Here is an 18718-nt window from a genome sequence, read left to right on the forward strand (position 1 = left end):
AGCTTCTCTAAGCTATAGCCTTGTTTTCTAAGTTCATAGATCTGAACTTTATCATCATAAGTTAATTTCATAATAAAAACACCCCAAAAGTTAGATTTTTTCTGTCTAACTTTTGGGGTGCAGTTCAGAACTGGCGTTTTATTTTTTAGGATTTTGATGGGTTAAGTTCAGTCCCCAAGGGACCAAATTTTCAGTTTTATTTTTGATACGAGCGATATTGTCCTTATGGCGAATGATAATCAAGCTAGCAAGAGCTAGGATAATAGCGATGAAGAGAGGGTCATAGTTGCTCAGGATAAAACCAAAAAGTGGAAAGAGTAGAACTCCGATGACAGCCGCGATAGATGCTGTGACACTAGATAGTGAAATCATACTACCAAGATAGAGGGTTCCAAAGAAAACAACTGCAAGGTAGAGACAGAAGACAGGCGCAAATCCGAAAACCACTCCAGCACTGGTTGCGACAGCCTTACCACCCTTAAATCCTGCAAAGATAGGGAAGGTATGGCCGATTACAGCTAAAAGTCCAAAGATGAGAGGCGAAACGCCTTGTAGATGAAACATAATCGGAAGAAGCGTTGCTAGGGTTCCTTTGAAAAAGTCAATGACAAAGGTTGCCATACCAGCTTTCTTACCTAAAATGCGGAAAGTATTGGTCGTTCCAGTATTTCCAGAACCGTGTTCACGCAGATTTGTCTGAAAGAAAATTTGTCCAATCCAGAGACCAGACGGAATTGAACCCAGCAGATAGGCTAGGATTAATAAAACTATTGTAATCATACTCCTATTATATCATGAAATGGAAAAGAAAGGCAGAGAATCTCTTCTGAAATTGTCACACCGGAGAAAGAAAAATTTTGCAAAATCCTTGGAAAACCTGTAGAATAGTAAAGATGAACGAATAGGAGGTTCCTTGTGTCAAAAAAGGAAATCAATATTAACAATTATAATGATGATGCCATTCAGGTGCTAGAAGGGTTGGATGCAGTTCGAAAACGTCCAGGGATGTATATCGGATCGACCGATGGTGCTGGTCTCCACCACCTAGTCTGGGAAATAGTCGATAATGCAGTCGATGAAGCCCTGTCTGGGTTTGGCGATCGTATTGATGTGACCATTAATAAAGACGGAAGTTTAACGGTTCAAGACCACGGACGTGGAATGCCAACTGGTATGCACGCGATGGGAATTCCAACTGTTGAGGTTATCTTTACCATTCTTCACGCCGGAGGGAAATTCGGTCAGGGTGGCTACAAGACATCTGGTGGTCTCCACGGGGTGGGTTCTTCCGTCGTTAACGCTCTTTCTAGTTGGTTGGAAGTTGAAATCACCCGTGATGGGGCAATCTATAAGCAACGTTTTGAAAATGGTGGAAAACCTGTCACGACCTTGAAGAAAATCGGTACAGCACCCAAGTCTAAAACAGGTACCAAGGTTACTTTTATGCCTGATGCGACGATCTTCTCTACGACAGACTTCAAGTACAATACCATCTCAGAGCGTCTTAATGAATCAGCCTTTCTCTTGAAAAATGTGACCTTGTCTTTGACCGACCAGCGAACAGATGAAGGGATTGAATTCCACTATGAGAATGGGGTGCAAGACTTCGTTTCTTATCTAAACGAAGACAAGGAAACTTTGACGCCAGTTCTTTACTTTGAAGGGGAAGACAATGGTTTCCAAGTGGAAGTGGCCCTCCAGTACAATGACGGATTTTCAGATAACATTCTATCCTTTGTCAATAACGTTCGCACCAAGGACGGTGGAACGCACGAGACAGGACTCAAGTCTGCCATTACCAAGGTTATGAATGACTATGCGCGTAAGACTGGGCTTCTCAAGGAAAAAGATAAAAACCTTGAAGGGTCAGACTATCGTGAAGGACTAGCAGCCGTTCTTTCTATCTTGGTCCCTGAAGAACACCTCCAGTTTGAAGGACAGACCAAGGATAAGCTAGGAAGCCCACTAGCTCGCCCAGTTGTGGATGGCATTGTGGCGGATAAGTTGACCTTCTTCCTTATGGAAAATGGAGAACTAGCGTCTAATCTGATTCGTAAAGCTATCAAGGCTCGTGATGCCCGTGAAGCAGCACGTAAGGCGCGTGATGAGAGCCGAAATGGCAAAAAGAATAAGAAAGACAAGGGCTTACTTTCTGGTAAATTGACCCCAGCCCAGTCTAAGAATCCTGCTAAGAATGAACTCTATCTGGTTGAGGGGGACTCTGCCGGAGGTTCTGCCAAACAAGGCCGTGACCGCAAGTTCCAGGCTATCTTACCTCTTCGTGGTAAGGTTATCAATACAGCCAAGGCCAAGATGGCGGATATCCTCAAAAATGAAGAGATCAATACCATGATTTATACCATTGGTGCGGGTGTTGGAGCAGACTTCTCCATTGAAGATGCCAACTATGATAAGATCATTATCATGACCGATGCGGATACCGACGGCGCCCATATCCAGACCTTGCTCTTGACATTTTTCTACCGCTACATGCGTCCACTAGTCGAGGCAGGTCATGTCTATATCGCCCTTCCGCCTCTTTACAAGATGTCAAAAGGAAAAGGCAAGAAAGAAGAAGTGGCCTATGCTTGGACGGACGGTGAGCTAGAAGAGCTCCGTAAACAGTTCGGTAAAGGAGCTACTCTTCAACGCTACAAAGGTCTTGGAGAGATGAATGCGGATCAACTCTGGGAAACAACTATGAACCCAGAAACGCGTACCCTTATCCGTGTCACCATTGAAGATCTGGCTCGCGCCGAACGTCGTGTCAATGTCCTTATGGGAGACAAGGTCGAACCACGACGTAAGTGGATTGAGGATAATGTCAAGTTTACGCTGGAAGAAGCGACAGTGTTTTAAGATAGTATAGGAGATATTATGGCGAGACGAAATTATTTTGATATTTTGAACCAGATGGAGTTTGATCCACAGAGAGAACTGAAAAATTTAGTGGACTTACTTAAAATGGAGAATAATTTGGGCCACGGCTATTATACAACAATAAATAGTGCCATTTCTGATAATTTCTTAGATTATCCTAATCGATCAACGTTCACCAGTTATTCACAAATGATAGAAGTTATTATTTCAAACATCTATGATACAACTGAACAACTATTTGTTTTCTCTGAGTTATTAGTCGATATATTTAATAATCTTGAGGGAAAATTTACAGAAAAAGAATGTCAGTTTATTCAAGTTATATTTGATAATATTACAAGATTCTTAGAATTATCAAATCATGAACTGATCACTTTAGAAAATGGTGACAAGATCATTGTTGAAAAGAATGTTTATGCCTCAGAAGTTTCTCAGATTATATCTGAGACAAATATACAAGATGCAATAAAGGTTTTAGAATATAATCATTTTGCAAATAAGGGAAATATTCAGCGTAAGAAAGAAATACTTATTGCTTTAGCGAACTACCTTGAACCGTTTAGGAGAGAACTAAATAATTCTGAAGAATTAAAAGATATTATGAAAGTTAATAATCAAAAGGTTATCGCGTTTGAAAAACTTTTTGAAATGTATAGTAATTTTGGTTTAAGGCACAATAATTCAAATCAATATCATCTTGATTTGGCTGATGATGAATTGGAACAATGGTACGATGACGTCTATACTTCGACTTTATTTGTTATTTTAAGCATGGATGAATCTAGAATTTTGTCGAAATTAAAAACTTTGAGAGAAGAATAGCTAAATCTTTTATAATTGATTAACTAATTTAACTTGAGAAATAGTATGCTAATATACAGGAATATCAAATAAAAAACAGGTGTTACCATGAGAACAGAATCCAAAATGTTGAATCTAATTTTACACACAGCAAAAAGTCTAAAAGTCGAGGCTGTCGCCATGTCTGGTTCACGAACTGATGCAAAAGCACTAAAAGATGAGTTTCAAGATTACGACGTGGTCTATGTTGTGGAGGATTTAGATGCCCTGACGAGTGACCTTTCTTGGTTGGACCAGTTTGGCAAACGCATTATCGAGCAAGAAGTTAGGTTGGGACATCGCCGTCTATTTCTCATGCTCTTTGAGGATGGTAACCGCATTGATTTGACTCTTTGCCCAAAAGAGCACATCAAAGAGTGGGTGGATAGTGAGGCAGGATTCACTGTTTTAGAAGATCCAGAACATTTATTTGAACCCTATTCTCAAAATCTAGAGCGTTACTGGACAAGCCCAGCTAGTGCGATAGAGTTTGAAAAAGTCTGCAATGAATTTTGGTGGGTGTCAGCCTACGTGGTCAAAGGAATCTGTCGTAAGCAAGTCATCTATGCCACTGACCATCTCTATGGTATTTGTCAGCAAGAGTTGTTAAAAGTCTTAGCTTGGCAGGTTGCAAGTAATAGGGGAGTGGTCGATATAGGCAAGAATTATAAGTATCTTTTTAACTATTTACCTACTGAGAAAGGAAAGGAATTCTCAAGTCTACTTGATTTCTCAAATAGTGACAAAATCACTCAGTCTTTGTTTGATACGATGCAACTTTTCCACCAAGAGGCTCAGTCCCTTTCTCAAAAGATGGATTATGACTACTATAAAGAAGTAGCTGAGAAGATGATTCAATACGTTGAGGAGAGACTTCTTAATTGCTGACTAATTTAAAAGATTAAACTACAGAAAGGATTGTTTGGTTTCTTACGGTAACTGAACATGGGACTAATTCCCGTAAAATACTCTTCACTGTATAAAAACTACTCTACATTCTTTGAAAGGAGTTGAACACGCCCTAAATGCTAGGTGAAAAAGATAAATTCTCTTGTGAGCTTTCTTACTTCAAGAATTTTCTATTTTCACTTGGTATTTTACGGGCTCTGTATCCTATATGAGTAACATTCAAAACATGTCCCTTGAGGACATCATGGGAGAGCGCTTTGGTCGCTACTCCAAGTACATTATTCAAGACCGGGCTTTGCCAGATATTCGTGATGGATTGAAGCCGGTTCAGCGCCGCATTCTTTATTCGATGAATAAGGATGGTAATACCTTTGACAAAAGTTACCGTAAGTCGGCCAAGTCTGTCGGGAATATCATGGGGAATTTTCACCCACACGGTGACAGTTCTATCTATGATGCTATGGTTCGTATGTCACAGGACTGGAAAAACCGTGAGATTTTGGTCGAAATGCACGGTAATAACGGTTCTATGGACGGAGATCCGCCTGCGGCTATGCGTTATACCGAGGCGCGTTTGTCTGAAATTGCTGGCTACCTTCTTCAAGATATCGAGAAAAAGACAGTTCCTTTTGCTTGGAACTTTGACGATACGGAGAAAGAGCCGACAGTCTTGCCAGCAGCCTTTCCAAACCTTTTAGTCAATGGTTCGACTGGGATTTCGGCTGGATATGCCACAGATATTCCACCCCATAATTTAGCTGAGGTCATTGATGCCACTGTTTATATGATTGACCACCCGACAGCTAAGGTGGATAAACTCATGGAATTCTTACCAGGACCAGATTTCCCTACAGGAGCTATCATCCAAGGGCGTGACGAAATCAAGAAGGCCTATGAAACTGGGAAAGGGCGCGTGGTTGTTCGTTCCAAGACTGAGATTGAAAAGCTAAAAGGTGGTAAGGAACAAATCGTTGTCACTGAGATTCCTTATGAAATCAACAAGGCCAATCTGGTCAAGAAAATCGATGAAGTCCGTGTCAATAACAAGGTAGCAGGAATCGCCGAGGTTCGTGATGAGTCTGACCGTGATGGTCTTCGTATCGCGATTGAACTCAAGAAAGACGCTAATACAGAGCTCGTTCTCAACTATCTCTTTAAATATACTGACCTGCAAATCAACTACAACTTTAATATGGTTGCGATTGATAATTTCACACCTCGTCAGGTTGGGATTGTCCCAATCTTGTCTAGTTACATCGCCCACCGTCGTGAAGTGATTTTGGCACGTTCCCGCTTTGACAAGGAAAAGGCTGAGAAACGTCTCCATATCGTCGAAGGTTTGATTCGAGTGATTTCAATCTTGGACGAAGTCATTGCCCTTATCCGAGCTTCTGAGAACAAGGCTGATGCCAAGGAAAACCTCAAGGTCAGTTATGATTTTACGGAAGAACAGGCTGAGGCTATTGTTACCTTGCAACTGTACCGTTTGACCAATACCGATGTGGTTGTCTTGCAGGAAGAAGAAGCAGAACTTCGTGAAAAGATTGCCATGCTTGCGGCTATTATCGGTGATGAGCGGACTATGTACAATCTCATGAAGAAAGAACTTCGTGAGGTTAAGAAGAAATTTGCCACTCCTCGTTTGAGTTCTTTAGAAGACACTGCGAAAGTAATCGAGATTGATACAGCTAGTCTGATCGCCGAGGAAGATACCTACGTCAGCGTGACCAAGGCAGGTTACATCAAGCGTACCAGCCCACGTTCCTTTGCGGCTTCCACTCTGGAAGAAATTGGCAAACGTGATGATGACCGTCTCATCTTTGTTCAATCTGCCAAGACCACCCAGCATCTTCTGATGTTCACGACGCTTGGAAATGTCATTTATCGACCAATCCATGAATTGGCTGATATTCGTTGGAAGGATATCGGGGAGCATTTGAGCCAAACCATCACAAACTTTGAAACTAACGAAGAAATCCTTTATGTGGAAGTCGTGGATGAGTTTGATGATGCGACAACCTACTTTGCGGTGACTCGTCTTGGTCAAATCAAACGGGTAGAACGCAAAGAATTCTCTCCATGGCGGACCTATAAATCTAAGTCTGTCAAGTATGCTAAGCTCAAAGACGATACAGACCAGATTGTAGCAGTGGCTCCGATTAAACTAGATGATGTTCTTTTGATTAGCCAAAATGGTTATGCCCTTCGTTTCAATATCGAAGAGGTTCCAGTTGTCGGTGCTAAGGCTGCAGGTGTCAAAGCTATGAACCTGAAAGCAGATGATGTTCTCCAATCGGCCTTTATCTGTAACACTTCATCCTTCTACCTCTTGACTCAGCGTGGAAGTTTGAAACGTGTTTCTATTGACGAAATTCCAGCAACTAGCCGTGCCAAACGAGGACTACAAGTCTTGCGTGAGTTGAAAAACAAACCGCATCGTGTCTTCTTAGCAGGATCAGTTGCAGAGCAAGGATTTGTTGGTGATCTCTTCAGTACAGAAGTGGAGGAGAACGACCAAACGCTGCTTGTTCAATCCAACAAAGGAACAATCTATGAAAGTCGACTACAAGACTTGAATCTGTCAGAACGCACAAGTAATGGTAGCTTCATCTCTGACACGATTTCGGATGAAGAAGTTTTTGACGCTTATCTTAAAGAAGTATTTACTGAAGCTAAATAAGTGAAATGAAGAATCAGTTCTCAGAGCTGGTTCTTTTTATTGAAGAAATTTTCTGAAAATTACAAAATATACTTGCTATTTTAGAAAAATAGTGTAGAATAAAAGAAATAGGTTTTTAGAATAAGGAGTGGAATATGACAGTAACGATTGATTGGGAAAATCTCGGTTTTTCCTATATGAAATTACCTTATCGCTATATTGCTCATTTTAAAAATGGACAATGGAATCAAGGAGAACTTACAGAAGATGCAACCTTGCATATTTCAGAGTCTTCTCCAAGTCTTCACTATGGACAACAAGCCTTTGAAGGTTTAAAAGCTTATCGTACTAAGGATGGCAGTATTCAACTTTTCCGTCCTGAGGAAAATGCCAAACGTCTGCAACGTACATGTGACCGTCTCTTGATGCCGCAAGTTCCGACAGACATGTTTGTAGAAGCTTGTAAGGCAGTTGTTCGTGCGAATGAAGAATATGTACCTCCATACGGAACAGGTGGAACCTTATATCTTCGCCCTCTTTTGATTGGTGTCGGAGATATTATTGGGGTTAAACCAGCAGAGGAGTATATTTTCACCATCTTTGCCATGCCAGTTGGTAATTACTTTAAAGGCGGTTTGGTTCCAACCAACTTCTTGATTCAGGATGAATACGATCGTGCCGCTCCAAATGGTACAGGTGCGGCTAAGGTTGGTGGAAACTATGCTGCAAGTCTCTTGCCAGGGAAATTGGCCAAGTCACGTCGTTTCTCAGATGTTATTTACCTAGACCCATCGACACATACAAAGATTGAAGAAGTCGGTTCAGCTAATTTCTTTGGAATCACAGCTGATAATGAATTTGTAACACCATTGAGTCCTTCTATCTTGCCATCTATTACCAAGTATTCTTTGCTTTATTTGGCAGAACATCGTTTGGGCTTAACTCCTATTGAGGGGGATGTCCCAATTGATAACCTTGACCGTTTTGTAGAGGCAGGTGCCTGTGGTACAGCAGCGGTTATTTCTCCAATTGGTGGTATTCAACATAGTGATGATTTCCATGTTTTCTATAGTGAAACAGAAGTAGGTCCTGTGACTCGTAAACTCTATGATGAATTGACAGGTATTCAGTTTGGTGATATTGAAGCGCCAGAAGGTTGGATTGTAAAAGTAGATTAAAATTAACTAAAGGAGATTTTTATGAAATCGAAAAAATGGCTCTTAACAGCAGGAGTGGTCCTGAGCACAACAGCTCTTTTAGTGGCTTGTGGAAAAGCTGATAAAGAAGCAGATGCACCGACAACATTTTCATATGTCTATGCAGTAGATCCAGCATCTTTGGATTATAGTATAGCGACTCGTACATCTACAACAGATGTCATCGGGAATGTGGTGGATGGTTTGATGGAAAATGACCAGTACGGGAATGTTATTCCTTCCTTGGCTGAAGATTGGTCTGTCTCAAAAGATGGTTTGACTTATACCTATAAACTTCGTAAAGGAGTTAAATGGTACACTTCAGAAGGCGAAGAATACGCAGAAGTAACAGCCCATGACTTTGTGACAGGACTAAAACACGTAGCTGACGGCAAGTCAGACGGTGTCTCTCTCATCCAAAATTCAATCAAGGGCTTGGATGCCTACATGACTGGTGAGACCAATGATTTCTCTACAGTTGGTGTCAAGGCCTTGGACGATTACACAGTTGAATATACCCTAAACAAACCAGAAAGTTTCTGGAACTCTAAAGTCACCACAGCAACGATGTTGCCTGTAAATGAAGAGTTTTTGAAGGCATCAGGTAAAGATTATGGAGCAGTTACTCCAGCAGGGATTCTTTACAATGGTCCTTATATCTTGAAGACCTTGACTTCTAAATCGTTGATCGAATACGAGAAAAATCCAAACTACTGGGATAAAGAAAAGGTAAAAATTGAAAAGGTCAAATTGACTTACTACGATGGTTCTGATCAGGAATCGTTGATTCGTAGCTTCTCTTCAGGTGCCTATACGACAGCCCGTCTCTTCCCAAGTAGCTCAAACTTTGCTTCAACTTTGGAACAATACGGAGATAAAATCACTTATAGCCCACAGGACTCAAGTAGTTATTACTTCACCTTTAACGTAAATCGTCAATCATATAATAAAACTGCGAAAACAAGTGAAGAGCAAAAGACTTCTACTAAAGAAGCTATGCTTAATAAGGACTTCCGTCAGGCTATCAACTTTGCCTTCAACCGCCATTCTTATGCTGCCCAGCTAAATGGTGAAGACGGTGCGGACAAGATTATTCGTAACAGCCTCGTTCCTGACAACTTTGTACAAGCAGGTGGTAAAAACTTTGGTCAAATCGCTCAAGCAGAGTTGGTGAACTATGGTGACCAATGGAAAGATGTTGAGCTAGTTGACGGTAAGGATTCTATCTACAATCCTGACAAGGCTAAAGCTGCTTTCGAAAAAGCTAAGAAAGACTTGGAATCTAAAGGGGTAACATTCCCAATTCACTTGGATGTCCCAGTTGAACAAACAGATACCATCGCCGTTCAACAAAGCAACTCTTTCAAACAGTCTATTGAATCAACTCTTGGTGCTGAAAATGTTGTTATCGACGTTCTTCAAATGACAGATAATGAAAAGGAAACAATCACTTCTCAAGCGCGTGTTCCTTCTCAAAAAGATTATGATTTGAACAGTACAGGATGGGCTCCAAGCTATCAAGACCCAGCATCTTACTTGAATATCATGGATCCTAAATCAGGTTCTGCTATGAAACACCTTGGTATTACTAAAGGGAAAGATAAGGATGTTGTAGCTAAACTTGGTTTGGACCAATATAAGAAATTATTGGATGATGCAGATTCAGAAACTACAAATCTTGAAGAACGCTATGAAAAATATGCCAAGGCTCAAGCTTGGTTGACAGATAGTTCATTATTGATGCCAACAGCCTCATCTGGTGGTTCTCCAGTTGTAAGTAATGTCGTGCCATTCTCAAAACCATACTCACAAGTTGGTATTAAGGGTGACCCATATATCTTTAAAGGAATGAAATTGCAAAAAGATATTGTTACAACAAAAGAATATGAAGAAGCACTGAAAAAATGGCAAAAAGAAAAATTGGAATCAAATGGTAAGTACCAAAAAGAACTAGAAAAACATATTAAATAAAGCAGAAAACTTTATATCAGACAAGCCTGGTATAGAGTTTTTTCTTGCTAGTTTTAGGATTTTCTTGTAAAATAGAAAAAGTGAAGAGAGGTATGAAATGAGCAAGAAAGATAAAAAAATTGAAATTCAAGTAGCAGATGCTAAAGTTAATGTTGGTAAAGACAGTTTTGAAGGTTATACATTGACTATCGGTAAAAAAGTTATCGGAGAAATTGCCGAATTAGACGGACAATTTGCCATCATAAAGAATGGGAATGTCGATAGTTTTTATAAAAAATTGGAAAAAGCTGTGGAAATTTTGATTGAAAATTATAATTTAGCAAAATAAGTCTTGTTTTTTTGAAATTTTCATGATATAATAGTCCATGTTGATTGTAGGAGAGATAGCGAAGAGGCTAAACGCGGCGGACTGTAAATCCGCTCCTTCGGGTTCGGGGGTTCGAATCCCTCTCTCTCCATTTCATCAATGGGGTATAGCCAAGCGGTAAGGCAAGGGACTTTGACTCCCTCATGCGTTGGTTCGAATCCAGCTACCCCAGTTCTTAGGTAATGATCAAGATAAAAAGAAAAATATCTTAGGGTATTTTATTTTTATAATTGAAAGACGTGAACGATATGAACATGTCCTTGCGGGTGCTTAGGAAAAAAATTATAAGTATGTCAAGTTTAAGAAAAACTTGATTGTTGGAGGATTTTTTAGATGAACGAATTTGAAGATTTGCTAAATAGCGTTAGCCAAGTTGAGACTGGTGATGTTGTTAGTGCTGAAGTATTGACAGTTGATGCGACTCAAGCTAACGTTGCAATCTCTGGAACTGGTGTTGAAGGTGTCTTGACTCTTCGCGAATTGACAAACGATCGCGATGCAGATATCAATGACTTTGTTAAAGTAGGAGAAGTATTGGATGTTCTTGTACTTCGTCAAGTAGTTGGTAAAGATACTGATACAGTTACATACCTTGTATCTAAAAAACGCCTTGAAGCTCGCAAAGCATGGGACAAACTTGTTGGTCGCGAAGAAGAAGTTGTTACTGTTAAAGGAACTCGTGCCGTTAAAGGTGGACTTTCAGTAGAATTTGAAGGTGTTCGTGGATTTATCCCAGCTTCAATGTTGGATACTCGTTTCGTACGTAACACTGAGCGTTTTGTAGGTCAAGAATTTGATGCTAAAATCAAAGAAGTTGACGCTAAAGAAAACCGCTTCATCCTTTCACGTCGTGAAGTTGTTGAAGCAGCTACAGCAGCAGCTCGTGCTGAAGTATTCGGTAAATTGGCTGTTGGTGATGTAGTAACTGGTAAAGTTGCACGTATCACAAGCTTCGGTGCTTTCATCGACCTTGGTGGTGTTGACGGATTGGTTCACTTGACTGAATTGTCACATGAACGTAACGTATCACCAAAATCAGTTGTAACTGTTGGTGAAGAAATTGAAGTGAAAATCCTTGATCTTAACGAAGAAGAAGGACGTGTATCACTTTCACTTAAAGCAACAACACCTGGACCATGGGATGGCGTTGAGCAAAAATTGGCTAAAGGTGATGTAGTTGAAGGAACAGTTAAACGTTTGACTGACTTCGGTGCATTTGTTGAAGTATTGCCAGGTATCGATGGACTTGTTCACGTATCACAAATTTCACACAAACGTATTGAAAATCCAAAAGAAGCTCTTAAAGTTGGTCAAGAAGTTCAAGTTAAAGTTCTTGAAGTTAACGCAGATGCAGAGCGCGTATCACTTTCTATCAAAGCTCTTGAAGAGCGTCCAGCTCAAGAAGAAGGACAAAAAGAAGAAAAACGTGCTGCTCGTCCACGTCGTCCAAAACGTCAAGAAAAACGTGATTTCGAACTTCCAGAAACACAAACAGGATTCTCAATGGCTGACTTGTTCGGTGATATCGAACTTTAATCTAATTGAAAATTCACAAAATCCTTTGTTTTCTAAACAAGGGATTTTTCTTTTGTCTGTAAGCCTTTTTTGATATAATAGTTCTATGTTAGAATCAGAAAAACAATCACGTTATCAAATGTTAAATGAAGAACTCTCTTTTTTATTGGAAGGCGAGACCAATGTTTTGGCTAATCTTTCCAACGCCAGTGCTCTTCTAAAATCACGCTTTCCTAATACCGTATTTGCAGGCTTTTATCTGTTCGATGGAAAGGAATTGATTTTAGGTCCTTTCCAAGGCGGTGTTTCCTGCATCCGTATTGCACTTGGAAAAGGTGTTTGTGGTGAGGCAGCCCACTTTCAGGAGACTGTTCTGGTTGGTAATGTAACAACTTATCCCAACTATATTTCTTGTGATAGTCGAGCTAAAAGTGAAATTGTTGTTCCGATGGTTAAGAATGGTCAATTGCTCGGGGTTCTGGATCTGGATTCTTCAGAGATTGATGATTATGATGCTATGGATCGAGATTATTTGGAACAATTTGTCGCTATTTTGCTTGAAAAGACAGAATGGGACTTTACAATGTTTGGGGAGAAAGCCTAATGTATCAAGCACTTTATCGAAAATATAGAAGTCAAAACTTCTCCCAGTTGGTTGGACAGGAAGTTGTGGCTAAGACTCTTAAACAAGCGGTGGAGCAAGAGAAAATAAGTCATGCTTATCTTTTTTCTGGTCCTCGTGGAACGGGAAAAACCAGTGTGGCTAAGATCTTTGCAAAGGCTATGAACTGTCCTAATCAAGTGGGTGGTGAACCATGTAATAACTGTTATATTTGTCAAGCAGTGACGGACGGTAGTTTAGAAGATGTCATTGAAATGGATGCAGCCTCTAATAATGGGGTTGATGAAATTCGTGAAATCCGTGATAAATCAACCTACGCCCCTAGCCTTGCCCGCTACAAGGTCTATATCATAGACGAGGTTCACATGTTGTCTACAGGGGCTTTTAATGCTCTTCTAAAGACGCTGGAAGAGCCAACACAGAATGTGGTCTTTATTTTAGCTACTACTGAATTGCACAAGATTCCTGCCACTATTCTATCCCGTGTCCAACGTTTTGAGTTTAAATCAATTAAGACACAGGATATTAAGGAACATATCCACTATATCTTAGAAAAAGAAAATATCAGTTCTGAACCAGAGGCTGTGGAAATCATTGCTAGACGAGCTGAAGGTGGGATGCGGGACGCCTTGTCTATTTTGGATCAAGCCCTAAGTTTGACACAGGGAAATGAGTTGACGACCGCCATCTCTGAAGAAATTACAGGAACCATTAGCCTATCAGCCTTGGATGATTATGTGGCCGCCTTGTCTCAACAGGATGTTCCCAAAGCCTTAGCTTGCTTAAATCTTCTCTTTGACAATGGAAAGAGTATGACTCGTTTTGTGACCGACCTTTTGCACTATTTAAGAGACTTGTTAATTGTCCAAACAGGGGGAGAAAATACTCATCATAGTCCAGTCTTTGTAGAAAATTTGACACTTCCTCAAGAAAATCTGTTTGAAATGATTCGCTTGGCGACAGTCAGTTTAGCAGATATTAAGTCTAGTTTGCAGCCTAAGATTTATGCTGAGATGATGACTATCCGTTTGGCAGAGATTAAGCCTGAACCAGCTCTTTCTGGGGCAGTTGAACATGAAATTTCTGCATTGAGACAGGAAGTTGCCCGTCTCAAACATGAACTCGCAAATGTGGGCACTGTACCAAAACCAACTAGTCCAGTACCTACCCGTCCAGCAGCGAGCAAGACCGTCTATCGTGTTGATCGCAATAAGGTTCAATTGATCCTACAAGAGGCCGTTGAAAATCCTGATTTAGCACGTCAGAATCTGATTCGCTTGCAGAATGCCTGGGGAGAGGTGATTGAAAGTCTAGGTGGGCCTGATAAGGCTTTGCTAGTTGGTTCTCAACCGGTTGCAGCCAATGAACACCATGCTATTCTTGCTTTTGAGTCTAACTTCAATGCTGGTCAGACCATGAAACGGGACAATCTTAACACCATGTTTGGTAACATCCTCAGTCAGGCAGCGGGTTTTTCACCCGAAATTTTAGCTATTTCCATGGAGGAATGGAAAGAAGTTCGCGCAGACTTTTCAGCCAAAGCCAAATCTTCTCAAACTGAAAAAGAAGCAGAAGAAAGCCTGATTCCAGAAGGATTTGAATTTTTGGCTGATAAAGTGAAGGTAGAGGAAGACTAAAGAAAGATTTCATGATACAATAAGTTTATGAATAGACAACAATTTATTATCATTGCGCTGTTTACAGCTGCTGAGACCTATTTTTTCAATGAAGCCTGGATGACTGGTCGCTATATTATGGCAGCCTTTTGGGCCATTTTACTCTTCAGAAATTTCCGAGTTAGTTACTTGATGGGCAAGATTGTAGATGTCATTGACCAGCACTTGAAAGGAAAAGACTAGTCCTCAGCTTCTAGACAAAATCAAAGCCTTTTAGGCTTTTTTTTGTTATACTATAAAAGTATATTTATTGACCTTTTACCGTATTTTCTAGGGAAATCAAGTATGTTTCCAGTAAGAACTGTAAAGGTTTTGAAAAAGAAAGGAACTATCATGTCAGTATTAGAGATCAAAGATCTTCACGTTGAGATTGAAGGAAAAGAAATTTTAAAAGGGGTTAATCTGACCCTGAAAACAGGAGAAATCGCCGCTATCATGGGACCAAATGGTACTGGTAAATCGACTCTTTCTGCCGCTATCATGGGAAATCCAAACTATGAAGTTACCAAAGGTGAAGTCTTGTTTGATGGCGTAAACATCCTTGAGTTGGAAGTGGACGAGCGTGCGCGTATGGGACTTTTCCTTGCTATGCAATACCCATCAGAAATTCCTGGTATTACTAACGCTGAGTTTCTTCGTGCAGCCATGAATGCTGGTAAAGAAGATGATGAAAAGATTTCAGTTCGCGAGTTCATCACTAAGCTAGATGAAAAAATGGAATTGCTCAACATGAAAGAAGAAATGGCTGAGCGTTACCTCAACGAAGGTTTCTCTGGTGGTGAGAAAAAACGTAATGAGATTCTTCAACTTTTGATGTTGGAACCAACTTTTGCCCTTTTGGATGAGATTGACTCTGGTCTTGATATTGACGCCCTTAAAGTGGTGTCTAAAGGTGTGAATGCCATGCGTGGTGAAGGCTTTGGTGCTATGATTATCACTCACTACCAACGTCTTTTGAACTACATCACACCAGACGTGGTACACGTCATGATGGAAGGGCGTGTTGTCCTTTCTGGTGGCCCAGAATTGGCTGCGCGTTTGGAGCGTGAAGGATACGCAAAACTAGCTGAAGAACTTGGCTACGACTACAAGGAAGAATTGTAATTCCCTCGTATCTTTTAGGAGAAGTAAATGACTAAAGAAAATATTAAACTTTTTTCAGAAATGCACGCTGAACCAAGCTGGTTGGCTGACCTCCGTCAAAAAGCTTTTGATAAGATTGAGAGCCTAGAATTACCAGTTATTGAGCGTGTCAAATTTCACCGTTGGAATCTAGGTGATGGAACGATTACAGAAAGTGAACCATCAGCAAATGTTCCAGACTTCACAGCTTTAGATAACCACTTGAAGTTGGTGCAAGTAGGAACTCAAACTGTTTTTGAGCAAACTCCAGTTGAGTTAGCTGAACAAGGGGTAGTCTTTACAGACTTCCACTCAGCTTTAGAAGAAATTCCAGAACTTGTAGAGGAATTCTTCATGTCATCTGTTAAGTATGACGATGACAAGTTAGCAGCCTACCATACAGCTTATTTCAATGGTGGTGCTGTTCTCTACATCCCTGATAACGTTGAGATTGCAGAGCCAATCGAAGGGATTTTCTACCAAGACAGCGATAGTGATGTGCCGTTTAACAAGCATATTATGATTATCGCTGGTAAGAACAGTAAGATTAGTTATCTGGAGCGTTTAGAGTCACGTGGTGGAGGTAGTGCTAAGGCAACTGCAAATATCACAGTTGAAGTGATTGCACGTTCTGGTGCGCAAGTCAAGTTTGCTGCGATTGACCGTCTAGGTGAAAACGTCACTGCTTACATTAGCCGTCGTGGTAAATTAGGCAACGATGCAAGCATTGACTGGGCAATCGGTGTCATGAACGAAGGGAACGTCGTTGCGGACTTTGATAGCGACTTGATTGGTAACGGTAGCCATGCTGACCTGAAAGTTGTAGCTCTTTCAAGTGGCCGTCAGGTACAAGGGATTGATACCCGAGTAACTAACTATGGTTGCAACTCAATCGGGAATATCCTTCAACATGGGGTTATTCTTGAAAAAGCAACCTTGACCTTCAATGGTATTGGCCACATTATCAAGGGTGCCAAGGGAGCAGATGCCCAACAAGAGAGCCGTGTTCTTATGCTGTCAGACCAAGCGCGTTCAGATGCCAATCCAATTCTTTTGATTGATGAAAATGATGTTACTGCAGGACACGCGGCTTCTATCGGTCAGGTAGATCCAGAAGACATGTACTACCTCATGAGCCGTGGTTTGGATAAGGCAACTGCAGAACGCTTGGTTGTTCGTGGTTTCCTTGGATCCGTCATCGTTGAGATTCCAGTCAAGGAAGTTCGTGATGAAATGATTGCAACGATCGAAGAAAAATTGTCAAAACGCTAAGGGGTAGCCTATGTTAGATGTAGAAGCGATTCGCAAGGATTTTCCAATTTTAGACCAGATTGTTAATGATGAACCATTGGTTTATTTGGACAATGCTGCGACGACACAAAAACCACTAGCAGTTCTGGAGACGATTAACCGCTACTATGAGCAGGACAATGCCAATGTTCACCGTGGGGTTCATACCTTGGCTGAACGAGCAACAGCATCTTATGAAGCAGCTCGTGAAACCATTCGTAAGTTTATCAATGCAGGCTCAATAAAGGAAGTTCTCTTCACTAGAGGAACGACGACCAGTCTGAACTGGGTAGCGCGCTTTGCTGAGGAAGTCTTGACTGAGGGAGACCAGGTCTTGATTTCCGTCATGGAACACCATTCCAATATCATTCCATGGCAGGAAGCCTGCCGTAAGACTGGGGCAGAGCTTGTCTATGTCTATCTCAAGGACGGAGCTCTGGATATGGATGATTTGCGAGCTAAATTGACTGATAGAGTCAAGTTTGTTTCCCTAGCTCACGCCTCAAATGTTCTGGGTGTAGTCAATCCGATTAAAGAAATCACGCAAATGGCCCACCAAGTTGGAGCCATCATGGTGGTGGATGGTGCTCAATCTACGCCTCATATGAAGATCGATGTCCAGGACTTGGATGTGGACTTCTTTGCCTTTTCAGGTCACAAGATGGCTGGTCCGACTGGTATCGGTGTTCTTTATGGCAAAGAAAAGTATCTGGAGCAAATGTCACCAGTTGAATTTGGCGGTGAGATGATTGATTTCGTCTATGAGCAATCTGCTAGCTGGAAGGAGTTGCCTTGGAAATTTGAGGCTGGAACACCAAATATGGCAGGTGCTATCGGACTAGCTGCAGCAGTGGATTATCTGGAAAAGATTGGTATGGATACCATTGAAGCTCATGAGCAGGAATTAATCTCGTATGTCTATCCAAAATTGCAGGCGATAGAAGGATTGACCATTTATGGTTCGCAGGACTTGTCTCAACGTTCAGGTGTCATTGCCTTTAACCTTGGGAATCTTCATCCTCACGACCTTGCTACAGCTCTGGATTATGAAGGTGTGGCAGTTCGAGCAGGTCACCATTGTGCGCAACCTTTGCTCCAGTATTTGGATGTCCCAGCAACAGCTCGCGCAAGTTTTTATATTTACAATACCAAGGCAGATTGCGACAAGCTAGTCGATGCCTTACAAAAGACAAAGGAGTTTTTCAATGGCACTTTCTAAACTAGATAGCCTTTATATGGCAGTGGTAGCAGACCATTCGAAAAATCCACATCATCAAGGGAAGTTAGAAGACGCTGAACAAATCAGTCTCAATAATCCGACCTGTGGAGATGTCATCAATCTCTCTGTCAAGTTTGATGCAGAAGACCGCTTGGAGGATATCGCTTTTCTAAACTCAGGTTGCACCATCTCGACTGCCTCTGCAAGCATGATGACAGATGCCGTTTTAGGAAAAACCAAACAAGAAATATTAGAACTTGCGACCATTTTTTCTGAAATGGTTCAAGGGCAAAAAGATGAACGTCAAGACAAACTTGGCGATGCAGCCTTCTTGTCAGGTGTTGCCAAATTCCCTCAACGAATTAAGTGTGCAACCCTAGCTTGGAATGCCCTGAAGAAAACAATTGAAAATCAAGAAAAACAGTAAGACAAGCTTCTTATGTCTTATGAAT

General features: G+C 41.1%; 16 protein-coding genes, 2 tRNA genes and 1 pseudogene. 17 read left to right on the forward strand and 2 right to left on the reverse strand.

Features of this window, described 5'->3' with window-relative positions; translation table 11 throughout:
• Both QM956_RS03180 and plsY read right to left on the reverse strand, forming a co-directional pair.
• Positions 1-71 (reverse strand): annotated as a pseudogene (locus tag QM956_RS03180) (transposase); the annotation flags it as partial.
• 67 nt (positions 72-138) lie between these two features.
• Positions 139-780, reverse strand: a complete 642-nt coding sequence (gene plsY, locus QM956_RS03185; protein ID WP_261073700.1) for a glycerol-3-phosphate 1-O-acyltransferase PlsY — start codon at positions 778-780, stop codon at positions 139-141.
• A 135-nt stretch (positions 781-915) separates the two neighbouring features.
• Here plsY and parE point away from each other — a divergent pair, with 135 nt between their 5' ends.
• The 17 genes from parE to sufU all read left to right on the forward strand — a co-directional run bounded on the left by parE (position 916) and on the right by sufU (position 18693).
• Positions 916-2859 (forward strand): DNA topoisomerase IV subunit B, encoded by a 1944-nt coding sequence (gene parE, locus QM956_RS03190; protein ID WP_414302225.1) that lies wholly within the window; start codon positions 916-918, stop codon positions 2857-2859.
• A gap of 18 nt (positions 2860-2877) precedes the next feature.
• Entirely contained in the window at positions 2878-3702 is an 825-nt protein-coding gene (locus QM956_RS03195) for a hypothetical protein (RefSeq protein WP_045611417.1), read from the forward strand.
• Positions 3703-3789: 87 nt separating this feature from the next.
• The gene (locus QM956_RS03200) at positions 3790-4608 is read left to right on the forward strand and encodes an aminoglycoside 6-adenylyltransferase (RefSeq protein WP_261020098.1); all 819 of its coding nucleotides are present in this window, start codon (positions 3790-3792) and stop codon (positions 4606-4608) included.
• A 229-nt stretch (positions 4609-4837) separates the two neighbouring features.
• On the forward strand, positions 4838-7309 hold the full coding sequence (gene parC, locus QM956_RS03205) for a DNA topoisomerase IV subunit A (RefSeq protein WP_414302226.1): 2472 nt from the start codon (positions 4838-4840) through the stop codon (positions 7307-7309).
• Between the two features lie 134 nt (positions 7310-7443).
• Positions 7444-8466 carry a branched-chain amino acid aminotransferase gene (locus tag QM956_RS03210; protein WP_261020102.1) on the forward strand — a complete coding sequence of 341 codons (1023 nt, stop codon included), beginning with the start codon at positions 7444-7446 and terminating at the stop codon, positions 8464-8466.
• 21 nt (positions 8467-8487) lie between these two features.
• The gene (locus QM956_RS03215) at positions 8488-10455 is read left to right on the forward strand and encodes a peptide ABC transporter substrate-binding protein (RefSeq protein WP_000837410.1); all 1968 of its coding nucleotides are present in this window, start codon (positions 8488-8490) and stop codon (positions 10453-10455) included.
• Between the two features lie 97 nt (positions 10456-10552).
• Positions 10553-10783 (forward strand): DUF2969 domain-containing protein, encoded by a 231-nt coding sequence (locus QM956_RS03220; protein ID WP_000037113.1) that lies wholly within the window; start codon positions 10553-10555, stop codon positions 10781-10783.
• Between the two features lie 49 nt (positions 10784-10832).
• A tRNA-Tyr gene (locus tag QM956_RS03225) sits at positions 10833-10913 on the forward strand.
• Positions 10914-10922: 9 nt separating this feature from the next.
• A tRNA-Gln gene (locus QM956_RS03230) sits at positions 10923-10994 on the forward strand.
• Between the two features lie 161 nt (positions 10995-11155).
• A complete protein-coding gene (gene rpsA, locus QM956_RS03235; protein ID WP_001001631.1) occupies positions 11156-12358 on the forward strand; it encodes a 30S ribosomal protein S1 in 1203 nt (400 codons plus the stop codon).
• An 85-nt stretch (positions 12359-12443) separates the two neighbouring features.
• Positions 12444-12941, forward strand: coding sequence for a GAF domain-containing protein (locus QM956_RS03240; protein WP_261020103.1), 498 nt, complete (start codon positions 12444-12446; stop codon positions 12939-12941).
• On the forward strand, positions 12941-14596 hold the full coding sequence (gene dnaX / locus QM956_RS03245; RefSeq protein ID WP_261020104.1) for a DNA polymerase III subunit gamma/tau: 1656 nt from the start codon (positions 12941-12943) through the stop codon (positions 14594-14596). Before QM956_RS03240 ends, dnaX begins: the two co-directional genes overlap by 1 nt.
• 27 nt (positions 14597-14623) lie before the next feature.
• Positions 14624-14818, forward strand: a complete 195-nt coding sequence (locus QM956_RS03250) for a DUF3272 domain-containing protein (protein WP_001081602.1) — start codon at positions 14624-14626, stop codon at positions 14816-14818.
• Between the two features lie 150 nt (positions 14819-14968).
• Positions 14969-15739 (forward strand): Fe-S cluster assembly ATPase SufC, encoded by a 771-nt coding sequence (sufC, locus tag QM956_RS03255; protein WP_000114489.1) that lies wholly within the window; start codon positions 14969-14971, stop codon positions 15737-15739.
• 27 nt (positions 15740-15766) lie between these two features.
• The gene (gene sufD / locus QM956_RS03260) at positions 15767-17029 is read left to right on the forward strand and encodes a Fe-S cluster assembly protein SufD (RefSeq protein WP_261020105.1); all 1263 of its coding nucleotides are present in this window, start codon (positions 15767-15769) and stop codon (positions 17027-17029) included.
• Between the two features lie 10 nt (positions 17030-17039).
• Positions 17040-18266, forward strand: coding sequence for a cysteine desulfurase (locus QM956_RS03265; protein WP_033684975.1), 1227 nt, complete (start codon positions 17040-17042; stop codon positions 18264-18266).
• Complete coding sequence (gene sufU / locus QM956_RS03270; protein WP_033684976.1) at positions 18253-18693, forward strand: Fe-S cluster assembly sulfur transfer protein SufU; 441 nt, start codon at positions 18253-18255, stop codon at positions 18691-18693. Before QM956_RS03265 ends, sufU begins: the two co-directional genes overlap by 14 nt.
• The last annotated feature ends 25 nt before the right edge of the window (positions 18694-18718 follow it).

It is taken from the genome of Streptococcus mitis (genome assembly GCF_047460035.1).
In the GTDB taxonomy this organism is placed as follows: Bacteria; Bacillota; Bacilli; order Lactobacillales; family Streptococcaceae; genus Streptococcus; species Streptococcus mitis_DW.

What these genes read in the sequence shown, in the direction of transcription:
- plsY (WP_261073700.1), bottom strand. Translation starts at nt 780, where the DNA reads ATGATTACAATAGTTTTATTAATCCTAGCCTATCTGCTGGGTTCAATT.
- QM956_RS03200 (WP_261020098.1), top strand. Translation starts at nt 3,790, where the DNA reads ATGAGAACAGAATCCAAAATGTTGAATCTAATTTTACACACAGCAAAA.
- QM956_RS03215 (WP_000837410.1), top strand. Translation starts at nt 8,488, where the DNA reads ATGAAATCGAAAAAATGGCTCTTAACAGCAGGAGTGGTCCTGAGCACA.
- QM956_RS03240 (WP_261020103.1), top strand. Translation starts at nt 12,444, where the DNA reads ATGTTAGAATCAGAAAAACAATCACGTTATCAAATGTTAAATGAAGAA.
- QM956_RS03210 (WP_261020102.1), top strand. Translation starts at nt 7,444, where the DNA reads ATGACAGTAACGATTGATTGGGAAAATCTCGGTTTTTCCTATATGAAA.
- QM956_RS03195 (WP_045611417.1), top strand. Translation starts at nt 2,878, where the DNA reads ATGGCGAGACGAAATTATTTTGATATTTTGAACCAGATGGAGTTTGAT.
- QM956_RS03250 (WP_001081602.1), top strand. Translation starts at nt 14,624, where the DNA reads ATGAATAGACAACAATTTATTATCATTGCGCTGTTTACAGCTGCTGAG.
- dnaX (WP_261020104.1), top strand. Translation starts at nt 12,941, where the DNA reads ATGTATCAAGCACTTTATCGAAAATATAGAAGTCAAAACTTCTCCCAG.
- sufD (WP_261020105.1), top strand. Translation starts at nt 15,767, where the DNA reads ATGACTAAAGAAAATATTAAACTTTTTTCAGAAATGCACGCTGAACCA.
- rpsA (WP_001001631.1), top strand. Translation starts at nt 11,156, where the DNA reads ATGAACGAATTTGAAGATTTGCTAAATAGCGTTAGCCAAGTTGAGACT.
- parC (WP_414302226.1), top strand. Translation starts at nt 4,838, where the DNA reads ATGAGTAACATTCAAAACATGTCCCTTGAGGACATCATGGGAGAGCGC.
- sufU (WP_033684976.1), top strand. Translation starts at nt 18,253, where the DNA reads ATGGCACTTTCTAAACTAGATAGCCTTTATATGGCAGTGGTAGCAGAC.
- QM956_RS03265 (WP_033684975.1), top strand. Translation starts at nt 17,040, where the DNA reads ATGTTAGATGTAGAAGCGATTCGCAAGGATTTTCCAATTTTAGACCAG.
- sufC (WP_000114489.1), top strand. Translation starts at nt 14,969, where the DNA reads ATGTCAGTATTAGAGATCAAAGATCTTCACGTTGAGATTGAAGGAAAA.
- QM956_RS03220 (WP_000037113.1), top strand. Translation starts at nt 10,553, where the DNA reads ATGAGCAAGAAAGATAAAAAAATTGAAATTCAAGTAGCAGATGCTAAA.